This is a genomic window from Flavivirga spongiicola (assembly GCF_030540825.1).
GTDB classification, from domain to species: Bacteria; Bacteroidota; Bacteroidia; order Flavobacteriales; family Flavobacteriaceae; genus Flavivirga; species Flavivirga spongiicola.
This window is the reverse complement of record NZ_JAUOEO010000001.1, coordinates 390,458-402,733: the sequence shown is the minus strand read 5'-3', so window position 1 is coordinate 402,733 and position 12,276 is coordinate 390,458. Positions and strand designations below refer to the sequence as shown.

12 protein-coding genes are annotated in these 12,276 nt (G+C 29.0%); 9 read left to right on the top strand and 3 right to left on the bottom strand.

Features of this window, described 5'->3' with window-relative positions; all coding sequences use genetic code 11:
- Position 1 precedes the first annotated feature (1 nt).
- Positions 2-1,420, bottom strand: coding sequence for a CCA tRNA nucleotidyltransferase (locus Q4Q47_RS01440; protein WP_303304874.1), 1,419 nt, complete (start codon positions 1,418-1,420; stop codon positions 2-4).
- A 120-nt stretch (positions 1,421-1,540) separates the two neighbouring features.
- A complete protein-coding gene (locus Q4Q47_RS01435; RefSeq protein ID WP_303304873.1) occupies positions 1,541-2,101 on the bottom strand; it encodes an L-threonylcarbamoyladenylate synthase in 561 nt (186 codons plus the stop codon).
- Positions 2,102-2,226: 125 nt separating this feature from the next.
- Here Q4Q47_RS01435 and Q4Q47_RS01430 point away from each other — a divergent pair, with 125 nt between their 5' ends.
- The 9 genes from Q4Q47_RS01430 (at position 2,227) to Q4Q47_RS01390 (ending at position 11,477) form a co-directional block, all read left to right on the top strand.
- Positions 2,227-3,159: an FkbM family methyltransferase gene (locus Q4Q47_RS01430; protein WP_303304872.1), complete on the top strand. Its 933-nt coding sequence runs from the start codon at positions 2,227-2,229 to the stop codon at positions 3,157-3,159.
- A 20-nt stretch (positions 3,160-3,179) separates the two neighbouring features.
- Positions 3,180-3,986, top strand: coding sequence for a glycosyltransferase family 2 protein (locus Q4Q47_RS01425; protein WP_303304871.1), 807 nt, complete (start codon positions 3,180-3,182; stop codon positions 3,984-3,986).
- On the top strand, positions 3,976-4,740 hold the full coding sequence (locus Q4Q47_RS01420) for a Kdo domain containing protein (RefSeq protein ID WP_303304870.1): 765 nt from the start codon (positions 3,976-3,978) through the stop codon (positions 4,738-4,740). Before Q4Q47_RS01425 ends, Q4Q47_RS01420 begins: the two co-directional genes overlap by 11 nt.
- A gap of 162 nt (positions 4,741-4,902) precedes the next feature.
- Entirely contained in the window at positions 4,903-5,883 is a 981-nt protein-coding gene (locus tag Q4Q47_RS01415) for a GDP-mannose 4,6-dehydratase (protein ID WP_303304869.1), read from the top strand.
- A 1-nt stretch (position 5,884) separates the two neighbouring features.
- A complete protein-coding gene (locus Q4Q47_RS01410) occupies positions 5,885-6,970 on the top strand; it encodes a DegT/DnrJ/EryC1/StrS family aminotransferase (RefSeq protein WP_303304868.1) in 1,086 nt (361 codons plus the stop codon).
- The gene (locus Q4Q47_RS01405; RefSeq protein ID WP_303304867.1) at positions 6,960-7,895 is read left to right on the top strand and encodes a glycosyltransferase family 2 protein; all 936 of its coding nucleotides are present in this window, start codon (positions 6,960-6,962) and stop codon (positions 7,893-7,895) included. The genes Q4Q47_RS01410 and Q4Q47_RS01405 overlap by 11 nt, the downstream gene beginning before the upstream one ends.
- Positions 7,896-7,901: 6 nt before the next feature.
- Positions 7,902-8,639, top strand: coding sequence for a class I SAM-dependent methyltransferase (locus tag Q4Q47_RS01400; protein WP_303304866.1), 738 nt, complete (start codon positions 7,902-7,904; stop codon positions 8,637-8,639).
- A complete protein-coding gene (locus tag Q4Q47_RS01395) occupies positions 8,636-10,048 on the top strand; it encodes a hypothetical protein (protein ID WP_303304865.1) in 1,413 nt (470 codons plus the stop codon). The genes Q4Q47_RS01400 and Q4Q47_RS01395 overlap by 4 nt, the downstream gene beginning before the upstream one ends.
- Positions 10,049-10,625: 577 nt before the next feature.
- Positions 10,626-11,477 carry a glycosyltransferase family 2 protein gene (locus Q4Q47_RS01390; protein ID WP_303304864.1) on the top strand — a complete coding sequence of 284 codons (852 nt, stop codon included), beginning with the start codon at positions 10,626-10,628 and terminating at the stop codon, positions 11,475-11,477.
- A 39-nt stretch (positions 11,478-11,516) separates the two neighbouring features.
- On the opposite strand, the gene Q4Q47_RS01385 is transcribed toward Q4Q47_RS01390, so the two are convergent.
- Complete coding sequence (locus Q4Q47_RS01385; RefSeq protein ID WP_303304863.1) at positions 11,517-12,272, bottom strand: glycosyltransferase family 2 protein; 756 nt, start codon at positions 12,270-12,272, stop codon at positions 11,517-11,519.
- Positions 12,273-12,276: the final 4 nt, after the last annotated feature.

The following is a 12,276-nucleotide window of genomic DNA, read 5'->3' as shown; positions in this document are numbered from 1 at the left end:
TTTAATGAGTCGTTTTTAGCCCTAATCGTTTTCCTTCCTTAATCATTAATTCATATGCGGCGTCATATTCGTTTGGAATATCTCCTTCTAAAATGGCCTCTTTTATAACCTCTTTTATTAAACCAATTTCACGTGATGGTTTTATATTAAATGTTTTCATAATCTCTTCTCCTGTAATTGGAGGTTGAAAATTTCTAACATGGTCGCGTGCTTCAACTTCAATTATTTTTTCTCGAACTATTTTAAAGTTGTTGTGATATTTATTAAACTTTTTAGGGTTTTTGGTTGTAATGTCCGCTTCGCAAAGTGTCATTAGGTCATCAACATAATCACCAGCATCAAAAACCAAGCGACGTACGGCAGAATCTGTTACAATATCTTGTGCCAATACAATAGGACGCGAACTCATAAATACCATTTTTTGTACAAACTTCATTTTCTCATTCAAAGGCATTTTTAACCTTTTAAATAAATGATATACCATTTTTGAACCTTCAAATTCATGTGTATGAAATGTCCAGCCAACTTTTTTGTTGAATTTTTTGGTTGGTGCTTTACCAATATCATGTAATAAAGCCGCCCAACGCAACCAGAGGTTATTGGTGTTTTTTGCTATGTTATCAACGACTTCTAAAGTATGATAAAAATTGTCTTTGTGTCGCTGTCCTTCAACTTCGTCAATACCTTTTAATGCTGTAAGTTCTGGTATTATATAATCTAACAATCCGGTTTTTTCCAGTAAAAGAAATCCAATAGAGGGTTTTTTACTTTCAAGAATTTTATTTAATTCTGTTACAATACGCTCTTTGGTTATAATCTTAATTCGGTAGCTATTTTTGGTAATAGCGTTTAGTGACTCCCTTTCTATTGTGAAATTTAATTGAGAAGCAAAACGAATAGCGCGCATCATACGTAATGGGTCATCACTATATGTAATATCCGGTGTTAAAGGTGTGCGAATCATTTGCTTTTCTAAATCTTTAATACCATCAAAAGGGTCTACTAAATCACCAAAATTGGATACATTCAAATTTAGAGCTAATGCATTTATAGTAAAATCACGACGGTTTTGGTCATCTTCCAAAGTGCCATTTTTTACTATAGGGTTTCTGCTATCTTCATTGTAAGACTCTTTACGAGCTCCAACAAACTCGATCTCGATATCATCGTATCTTAGCATGGCGGTACCATAGGTCTTAAAAACCTGTACTTTTGGCTTGGTTGGTAGGTTTTTTGCAACTTGTTTAGCTAGTTTAATGCCATCACCAACAGCCACAATGTCTATATCTTTTGCACTACCTCTTTTTAATATAAAATCACGTACAAAACCACCAATAACATAACTGTCTAAACTTAATTCTTTAGCAGATTGAGATATGATTTTGAACACGGGATGTTGTAAAGCTTGTTTGTAGTTCATTTTTTTTGTTGCCACGAATTCACGAATATTTTATAATACAATTCTTTTGTGATCTAATAAATCTCTATGAAAGTTGGTCAATAATGTTAGACATAAATATTCGTGTATTAGTGGCTAATTTTATTCACGTATAATCTTAACAATACCACTGTTACTCAATTTAATAATAGATGACGGCTTATTACAGCTTTTTTCGCGCTGCAAATTTACAACATAGTCTACACCTTTTATAACCTCTTGAGATATTTCTTTAAATGATTTTGGGGTTGCTTGCCCGCTTATATTTGCAGATGTTGAAACGATTGCCGTGTTAAGTTTTCTTGAGAGTTGATAACAAAATTCATCATCTGGAATTCTAATGGCTATAGTACCATCTTCAGCAATCAAGTTAGTAGCTACATTTTGAGCATCATCATAAATAATGGTTGTTGGCTTTTCAGAGATATCAATAATATTCAAAGCAACTTCAGGTACTTTTTTTATATACTTTTTTAGCATTCTATCATCAGCTACTAAGCATATTAAAGCCTTACTGTCTTCACGTTGTTTTAGTTCGTAAACTTTTTTAACAGCGGCTGCGTTCGTCGCATCACAACCAATGCCCCAAACTGTATCTGTAGGGTAGAGTATGAGTCTGCCTTCTCTTAAAGCTTGCAAAGCATTATTTATTTCATGGTTCATAATTATTATAACCTAGTTTTAGTTATAAATCTGTCTAATTAATTAAAGTGCAAAATTAAAATTATAATTTACAAATGGAACTAAGCTTAACTTGTTTATTTTTGCCATAATTAAAATTTTTAAAAATGAGATTTACTAATAAGGTTTTGAGTGTTTTGTCTGATATAACAAGAAAGTTGCCTTATCATCGTAAGCTAAACCAAATTTATAAACATCTTAATAGATTATTACTTGCTTTAGGAGCTAAACCTATTGTAAAGGCCAAAATGAAAGATGATACAACAATACTTGTAGATTTAAGTACTAAAACGGAAAGAATATCATTTTATACAGGGCAATATGATCCTGATTTAATATCTATTATTCATTCATTGTTTAATCCGAATACATGTTTTTTAGATATTGGAGGTAATATTGGTTATTATTCTGTTTCAATAGGGAATTTTATCAGATCAAAAAAGGCTTCAGGAAAAGTAGTCGCTTTTGAACCTTTTGAAGGTAATTATTTAAGGCTTATTAATAACTTAAAGGAAAATAATTTAGGAGAGATCTGTGAGGCTAATCAATTTGGATTATCCAATAAATCTGAAAAAACAGAAATCACATTAAGAGAAGATTTTAAGCATGGATCTAATACTGGAAATGCTGCAATTAGAACTAGTGAAGCTATGGATGAGGGCTTTAAGGTATCTCCAATTAAACTTGAGAGGTTAGATGATGTTTGGTGTAAAGATTATAGTCATTATGGAAACATAGATCTTATAAAGATGGATATTGAAGGGCATGAGGATTTTTGTTTGGAAGGTGGTAAAGAAACAATTAACAAACATCGACCAACTATACTAATGGAAGTTAATAAGCCATATTATGAAGCTCGAGAAGTTGAATTAGATGAATTATTTTTTCCACTTATTCCAAAAAATTATAATATTTACAAAGAGAGTGGGACAAAATGGAGTCGTATTGAATCTTTGAATGATTGCTCTAGATTAGATAATGTATTTTTAATACCAGTAGAAAAATTAGAGTTAGAAGCGTATCATATTTTCAAAAATTGAGATTGGTAATTAGTATTAAAATGAAATATAATATAAAAACAACTTTAATAATCTCTACCTATAATTGGTCAGAAGCCTTAGAGTTAGTTTTAATAAGTATTAAAAATCAAATAGTATTCCCAACTGAAGTTATTATTGCTGATGATGGTTCTGGAAAAGATACTAAAAACCTAATACAAAAATTTCAAACCAATTTTCCTGTTCCATTGATTCATGTTTGGCAAGAAGATCATGGATTTAATAAATCCATGATTTTAAATAAAGCAATTGTAAAAGCTAGCGGAGATTATATAATTCAATCTGATGGTGATTGTATATTGCATTCTTCATTTGTTAAAGATCATTTAAAATTCATTAAAAAAGATTGTTATTTATTTGGAAGTAGAGTTAATATACAAATGCCCCATTTAAAGAGTTTGTTTTCTAAAAAACAAGTAAAATTTCATCCCTTTTCTAGAGGAATAAAAAAGAGAACTAGATCTATACATATTCCTGTTTTAACTAATCTTTATAAAATAAAAAATGGATTTTCAAAAAAATTTAGAGGCTGTAATACATCATATTTTAAAAGTGATTTTTTAGCTGTCAATGGTTATAATGAAGATTTTAAAGGTTGGGGTAGGGAAGACTCAGAATTGGCTTTGCGTTTTCATAATTATGGATTGAAAGGAAAACGACTAAGATATTGTGCTATCGTATTTCATATATTTCATAATGAAAAATCTAAAGATAGACTGGAAGTTAATAATGATATTGAAAAAAGAACGATTGATGATAAAATTGTTTGGTGTGAAAATGGTATAGATAAATATTTAGGTGAAGCGTAATAAAGTAATACATAAGAAATTTAAAGCTAATAACGCTTTTTTTGATGACATAATAAGCAGTTTTGATATTAAAGGTGAACCTTTTGGTAATCAAGATAGAAATTCTTTAAAGTTATTTAATTTAGACAAAAAGTTAATTAATGTAAAGTCTTTTAGAATACCCAATATTGTAAACCAAATTGCCTATCGTTTTTTCAGGAAAAGTAAAGCACAACGTTCCTATGAATATGCTAATAAACTTAAAGCGTTACATATTGGTACGCCGGAGCCTATAGCTTTTTACGAATATAAAACACCTTTTCTGTTTAAAAAAAGCTATTATATAAGTGAACAGATTGACTGCGATTTAACTTATAGAGAATTAACAACAGACTTTAATTATCCCGATCACGAAAATATACTTAGAGCTTTTAGCAGATTCACTTTTGATTTGCATGAAAAAGGCATTCATTTTTTGGATCATTCTCCGGGAAATACACTGATAAAAAAAACCGATAAAGGTTACATTTTTTATTTAGTTGATTTAAACCGCATGGAATTTAAACCACTTGATTTTGAAACCAGAATTAAGAATTTTTCTAAATTAACGATTCATAAATCTATGGTGGATGTTATGAGTGATGAATATGCAAAATGTGCCGGAGAAGATTATAGTAAGATATTCAATTTAATGTGGAAAGAAATTGAAGCTTTTCAAAATAGATATCATCGAAAAAGAAGACTTAAAAAGAAACTTAAGTTTTGGAAGAAATAGTAATTATTTTCCAAATTAATCATTAAAATAAAGGGTTGGCTTAACTCTTTTTCATGTCCAAAGGCCTTGGATTATTTTAAGTTCAAAAAAAAATCAAAAATTTAGTAGGGTATTTTTATAGATAACTGTTTAAATAATTTAAACAGTGATTTATTTTAATAAATGAAATTTAAAAATAAGAATGTCCTAATTACTGGAGGGTTGGGATTTATTGGTTCTAATTTGGCGATAAAGCTAGTAGAATTAGGAGCAAATGTTACAATTATTGATAGTGTCATTCCAGAATATGGGGGGAACTTAAAAAATATAGAGTCTATAAAAGATAGAGTTAAAATTAATTTTTCTGATGTTAGAGACGAATTTTCGATAAAATATTTAATAAAGGATCAAGACTTTTTGTTTAATCTGGCAGGACAAACAAGTCATATTGATTCAATGACTAACCCTTTCCAGGATTTAGAAATAAATGCCAAATCCCAACTGTCAATTTTAGAAGCTTGTAGAAAGAACAATCAAAATATTAAAATTGTTTTTGCAAGTACCCGTCAATTATATGGGAAACCACAGTATTTACCTGTTGATGAAAACCATCCAATAATTCCTGTTGATGTTAATGGCATAAATAAAATGTCCGGTGAAAACTATCATTTACTTTATAATAACATTTATGGGATTAAAACCTGTGTTTTAAGATTAACCAACACTTACGGTCCTAGATTAAGAATTAAGGATGCCAGACAAACTTTTTTAGGAATTTGGGTTAGAAATATTATTGAGGAAAAGCCTTTTTTGATTTTTGGAGATGGATTACAAGTTAGAGATTATAACTATGTAGATGATGTCGTGGATGCTTTTATTTTATCCGCACTTTCTGATAAAACGAATGGACATATATATAATTTAGGAGAACCTAATCCTATAAACCTCAAAGAAACAGCATCGATATTAATTGAAGAAAATAAAAAAGGGACTTATAATATGATTCCATTCCCTGAAGAAAGAAAAAGTATCGATATAGGAGACTTTTATGCCAATTTTAATAAAATTAATCAAGATTTAGGATGGTATCCAAAAACACCTTTTCGAGAAGGTATTAAAGAGACCTTAACTTATTATAAAAAAAACATAGCTAGCTATATTTAATATGATCCCCTTCAACAATTTTAAATTACATTATCAAGACCTTAAACCTAATATAGACGAAGCCATAACCAGAGTGATGGATAGCGGATGGTATGTTTTAGGAAAGGAAGTAGTCGCTTTTGAAAAAGAATTTGCGCAATATCTTAATGCTAAACATTGCGTTGGAGTAGCTTCAGGTACCGAGGCTATTACACTTGCTTTAATGGCTAATAATATAGGAATCGGAGATGAAATAATAACAACCAATATCACAGCATTTCCAACCATTACTGGTATTGTACAAGCTGGAGCAAAGCCCATTGTTGTAGATGTTTTTAAAGAAAATGGTTTAATTGATTACACAAAAATAGCTTCAAAAATAAATGAAAAAACAAAAGGAATAGTTCCGGTACATCTATATGGGCAGTCCTGTGATATGGATTATATTATGAAAATTGCTAAACAATATAATCTATGTGTCATAGAAGACTGTGCACAGGCAACCGGAGCTACATACAAAAATAAAAAATGCGGAACCATTGGAAACTGTGGAGCCTTTTCTTTTTACCCAACAAAAAATTTAGGAGCACACGGTGATGCAGGAGCCATAACAACTAATAATGAAGAGACTTATAATAAATTACTTTCTCTAAGGAATTATGGCCAAACTAAAAGGTATTATCATGATTTTAATGGTATAAATAGTAGGCTGGATGAGCTTCAAGCAGCTATTTTAAGAGTAAAACTACCTTTTTTAAAACATTGGAATAAAAAAAGAGCTCAAATAGCTTCTTATTATAAAGAACATCTTAAAGGCGTTACATTTTTAAAGGAAAACGAATATGGCGAATCTGCCAATCATCTATTTGTGATTAAAGTAGCAAATAGGGATCATTTTTTGAAATATTTAAATAACAATGGTGTGGCTGCATTAATACATTACCCCATTCCTATTCATAAACAAAAAGCTTTTTTATATCAGAAAGATGAGGTATTAGAAGTTTCAGAGAACTTTTCAAGTGATATTTTAAGCTTACCTATATATCCAGAATTATCAGAAAAAAACCTTCAAGAAATAGTTACAATAATAAATAAATATGAGTTATAAAGAAGCTATATCTATTGTAATTCCAGTTTACAATGGAGAAAAATCTATAACAAACTTAGTCGAACACCTTATAGATACCTTATCAATATCATATCATTTAGAAATTGTATTGGTTAATGATTGTTCTCCTGATAGTTCAGAGGCTGTTTGTGTCTCTATTTTTGAAAAACATAAAAACATCGTTAAGTTTTTAAGCCTTTCAAAAAATGTAGGAGAGCATAATGCTGTTATGGCTGGGTTAAATAATATTACAGGAGATTTTACTGTTATTATGGACGATGATTTTCAAAACCCGGTAAGCGAGGTTATTAAATTAATAGAATTCGCAATTCAATCACAGAATGATGTTGTTTACACATATTATGATAAAAAAGAACATTCTTTTTTTAGGAATTTAGGAAGTCGATTCAATGATAAAATGGCGACTGTTTTGCTTAAGAAACCTAAAGATCTTTATTTATCTAGTTTTAAGATTATTAATAAGTTTTTAGTTAAAGAGATTGTTAAATACAATTTACCATTTCCATATATAGATGGATTAATTTTAAGAACTACTAATAATATAGGAAAGCTTAAAGTAAAACATAATAAAAGAACAAATGGCGCCTCTAATTATACACTAAAAAAGCTAGTGTCTCTTTGGATGAACATGTTTACTAATTTTTCTATTTTACCACTTCGTTTTTCAATGATAATTGGCTTTACTTTTTCGCTATTTGGTTTCGGATATGGTCTGTTTTCAATTATAGAAAAATTATATAACCCCAATTTGCCTACAGGTTATGCGGCTTTAATTGTTTTAGTTTCAGTTTTTTCTGGAATCCAATTAATGGCTTTAGGAATGATAGGAGAATATTTAGGAAGAATGTTTATGTCTCAAAATAAAAAGCCCCAATATTCGATAAGAAAAATGTATACAATATAACATTCAATGAATAAGCAAGAGTATAAAAACATGTATCAGCAAGAGAATAATTTTTGGTGGTATAAAACATTACATAATCTAATCATTGCCACAATAAAAAAAAGAAAAGACATAAACCTAGCTATTTTTGATGCAGGTTGTGGCACTGGAAGACTCATGGAGTTATTAAGTGATTATGGAACAGTATCCGGTATTGATTATTCAGAAGATGCAGTGATATTTTCTAAAAAAAGAGGATTGAAGCATATTTCCAGAAACGATTTGAATGATTGGGAACCAACAGAGAAATACGACGTTATAACCTCTATTGATGTGTTATATCATTCTGCAATAAAAGATGATTACAAAGTACTTCAAAAATTTTACGATGGTTTATCTACTGGAGGAACTTTAATTTTAAATTTAGCAGCATTTAATATTTTAAGAAGAGAACATGATGTTATTGTGCATACTAAAAGACGTTATAGAAAAAAAACATTTGTAAAGAAATTAGAAGCTGTTGGGTTTTGTATTGAAAAAGCAACCTATAGAATGCCACTTTTGTTTTTAATTATTCTTCTACAAAAGTTGATACATAAGATTTTTCCACCTAAAAAAATAGCATCAGATGTGCAAGAGACCCCCAAATGGATTAATGCTATTTTTTACTTTTTAGGAAAAATAGAAAATAGTTTCATATTGAAAACGGGAAGTATACCCTTTGGTAGTTCATTGTTTATAATTGCTAAAAAAGAGTCATTATGAAAGACTACCTATTTAATAAAAAGACTATTTATTATAGCCTATTATTTTCTTTTATAATAATAATGGGGGGATATCTTCTCATTGTTTATTTGTACCCATCAACTACAAATGATTCTGGATACTATTTAAAAATAGCTTACGATTTGGCACATGGGCTTTCTTTTTTTAAAGAATTAAATTGCAGTTACTCGCCTTTGGTTATGTATATACTTTCGGTGCCATTTTATTTTAATAATGATATTGGATTAACATTTTTATTCACTTATGCTTTTGCTATTTTTCCTTTAATAGGCATCTTGTTTTTTCAAATACTAAAGTTTTATAATAGTAATAACGAAGAATGTTTTTTTTTAACCATTTTATTAATAACCGCAAATTTTGTTTTTGAAGGGTTTCATATTTTATTGGAGCCTTATGTTTTGTTATTCCAGTTGATAGCTATTTGGTTATTGTTAAAATGGAAGTTAAAAAAAGGAACTTTGTTTTTGGTTGGCGTGTTTACTTTTTTAGCATTTTATGCTAAACAATATGGTCTTTTTATTATGCCAGCTTTAATGTTTTGGATATATAAAGAATCAAAAAACATTAAACTATCTGCTTTTAATTTTTCTTTTTTAATACTCGGGTTTTTTGTTCCAATATTAATTTTAGTGAGTTATTTTTATACGTATGAAAATATTCCGGTAAAGGTTTTTTTATTAAAACTTTTCGGAATCCAAGCTTTAAAAGGTAATGAAATAGTAACAGGTATAGATTATTCTGTAATTGGAGTATTTAAGAAGGTTGGACAGTTCGTTATAGATTTTCCATTTATTATAGTGGTTGTGATTTTATTTTTTGGCACAAAAATAAAATCAATAAGTAATAATAGTTGGTTTGCTTTGTTACTTTTACTAGGGGCATTTTGCACTTTATACTTTGCTTACTATTCACACTATTTCCAACTAATAATACCATATGTAATAATTTCCATAGTGACATTTTCTAAGGGTTTAATTGAAAAGAAATACATAATATTATTATTTTCAAGCACCGTGTTCTTAGTAGGTGCTTCTCTTAAATTGAAAAACAAATTTGTAGAAAAAAAGGAACATTATAATGAACAGTTAACCAATATACCAATCCTAAAATCTAATATTAGTAGTAAGAATGTTTATTTACATGGTATATCTCCTGCGTATTATTTTTTATGTAAATACAACTCCCCAAATTACGCTGCTTTGGGTTACAAATTCCCAAGTGAATTGACATTAAATGATATTTCTAGAAAACTTTCAGAAGGAGATTGTATTTTAATTGAACCAAAATTTTTTGAACAAAAAATATTTGATTCATACATAAAAAAGAGTGAGTTCACCGTAATAGATGGTGTAAAGCGAAAGAGCGTCCTTCTTTTAGAGAAAAAGTAAATTAATATTTATAAACAAAATGACTTAAAATGGAAGCGTATAGCATCTTTAAATGTGTGTACGATGATTGATAATGTATTCTTAGTGTCTCAAGAGAAACTTAGCTTGGATGGGTATGATGTTTTTGAAAATTAATACTATTTCTCATTTGAAATGACACCATATGATTTTTACAAATAGTAGGCTTTTTTATAAGTTTTAGCTGGAATACTCCAAGAGTTTTCAACCTTTTAAATCTGGTTCATTGCATGCCTATACCAAAAGCAATAAATCGTCTTTATGTTTATTTGTTTTTTAACGTTTTTCTTGATGTATTTCTATCAAGAGAGTTTATTTCTTTCCAAGAACTATTTCCCTTTTTAACAACCTTAATTATTATAAGAATACCAGTCAGAATATAATATAGTGTGTCTGCAATAAGCATTTATTAATGTCTGAATTGTTAAGGGTTTTCGCGAACCAATACTATGAATATGTTAAAATCAAAAAATATTCAATTTTTTTTTAGGGTGTTTTTATAGATAACTGTTTAGTTACTTAAAGAGGTATTTTTTTTAATTACTAAACGTTAAAAATTTTGAAGAAAGATAAAATTAAATCCACCTTAATTATAACGACCTATAATTGGCCTGATGCTTTAGAGTTGGTTTTAGAGAGTGTTAAAAATCAAGTGATGCTTCCAACTGAAGTGATAATTGCTGATGATGGGTCTACCAACGAAACTAAACAATTAATTGAAAGTTTTCAAAGCAATTTTCCTGTACCATTAAAACATATATGGCATGAAGATAAAGGTTTTAGAAGGTCTGCCATATTGAATCTGGCGATTTCTAAAACAGATTCAGATTATATCATTCAGTTAGACGGCGATTGTATTATTCATAAAAACTTTGTGGGAGATCATTTAAAATCTATAGAAAAAGACACTTATTTGTTTGGGTCTAGAGTAAATATTCAGGAACCATTTTTAAATGATTTTTTCAAAAACAAGATCATTACATTTTCTTATCTGGCAAAAGGGATAAAAAAACGCAATAGAAATATCCATTTTCCTGCTTTAGGGGAGATTCTTTATAAAAGAAATAATAAATTATCTAGAAAATTAAGAGGCTGTAATCTATCATATTGGAAAACGGACTTTTTAAAAGTGAATGGCTATAATGAAGATATGATCGGTTGGGGGAGAGAGGACTCTGAGTTTGTAATTAGGATGATAAATAATGGCACACTTGGTAAACGATTAAAGTATAAGGCGATCATTTATCATATTTGGCATAAAGAAAGCTCAAAGGAAAAATTGAACATTAATAATATTATTCAGGAAAGCGCATTAAAAAATAAATTATCATGGTGTGATAATGGTATAGATAAATATTTAATAAAAGCACAAGAAAACATACGTTTTAAAGAAAGTGAGGTTTTTTCATGATGATATATTTCAATACTAAAATTTTGAAAATAAGAATGATTACTTATTTTGATGAAGTCTATAAAGCTTAATATACTTTAAAAAAGTAACATTAAAGGTTTGTACACAAATAACAAAGCCATTTAAACCATCTAAAAAGCCTAATCTTAAAAAGTAAGCTTTAAAAAATGCCCAAGTTGGGTTAAATAGTATTTTCCAAAGAGAAGATTTTTTTCCCAAATCGAAATAAGCTTGAGCAGCAATACTTGAAAAGTTTTCAACCTTTAAATTATGTTCTCTATAATCCCTGTATATCCAGTGCAATAAATCTCCCTTGAGCTTACCGGCTTTGAGGCCTTCTTTTAATGTATATCTGTCATGAGGGTTTATACCTTTCCATTCGCCATTTCCTTTTTTAAACAATCTTAGTTTTTTATCAGGATACCAATCAGAATGTTTAATCCATTGTCCACAGTAATTATTTAATCGGTTACAATAATACCCATCAAAATTCCAATGCTCTTTTGTATATAAAATAGATTTTTTTAGTGTATCCGATAATGCTTCATCCCCATCTAACGATAAAATATAATCGTATTTTGCATGAGAAAGGGCATAATTTTTTTGTTCAATATAACCTTCAAATTTATTCTGAATAAATTTCACATTATAGGCCTCGCATATTTCAGGAGTTTTGTCGGTAGAAAAAGAATCTACAACAACAATTTCGTCTACAACACCCACCAGTGATTTTAAACATTTTTCTAAATGCTCTTCTTCGTTATATGTAATTATGACTCCGGATAATTTAATCATTTGA

What these genes read in the sequence shown, in the direction of transcription:
- Q4Q47_RS01405 (WP_303304867.1), top strand. Translation starts at nt 6,960, where the DNA reads ATGAGTTATAAAGAAGCTATATCTATTGTAATTCCAGTTTACAATGGA.
- Q4Q47_RS01395 (WP_303304865.1), top strand. Translation starts at nt 8,636, where the DNA reads ATGAAAGACTACCTATTTAATAAAAAGACTATTTATTATAGCCTATTA.
- Q4Q47_RS01410 (WP_303304868.1), top strand. Translation starts at nt 5,885, where the DNA reads ATGATCCCCTTCAACAATTTTAAATTACATTATCAAGACCTTAAACCT.
- Q4Q47_RS01415 (WP_303304869.1), top strand. Translation starts at nt 4,903, where the DNA reads ATGAAATTTAAAAATAAGAATGTCCTAATTACTGGAGGGTTGGGATTT.
- Q4Q47_RS01430 (WP_303304872.1), top strand. Translation starts at nt 2,227, where the DNA reads ATGAGATTTACTAATAAGGTTTTGAGTGTTTTGTCTGATATAACAAGA.
- Q4Q47_RS01425 (WP_303304871.1), top strand. Translation starts at nt 3,180, where the DNA reads ATGAAATATAATATAAAAACAACTTTAATAATCTCTACCTATAATTGG.
- Q4Q47_RS01440 (WP_303304874.1), bottom strand. Translation starts at nt 1,420, where the DNA reads ATGAACTACAAACAAGCTTTACAACATCCCGTGTTCAAAATCATATCT.
- Q4Q47_RS01385 (WP_303304863.1), bottom strand. Translation starts at nt 12,272, where the DNA reads ATGATTAAATTATCCGGAGTCATAATTACATATAACGAAGAAGAGCAT.
- Q4Q47_RS01435 (WP_303304873.1), bottom strand. Translation starts at nt 2,101, where the DNA reads ATGAACCATGAAATAAATAATGCTTTGCAAGCTTTAAGAGAAGGCAGA.
- Q4Q47_RS01400 (WP_303304866.1), top strand. Translation starts at nt 7,902, where the DNA reads ATGAATAAGCAAGAGTATAAAAACATGTATCAGCAAGAGAATAATTTT.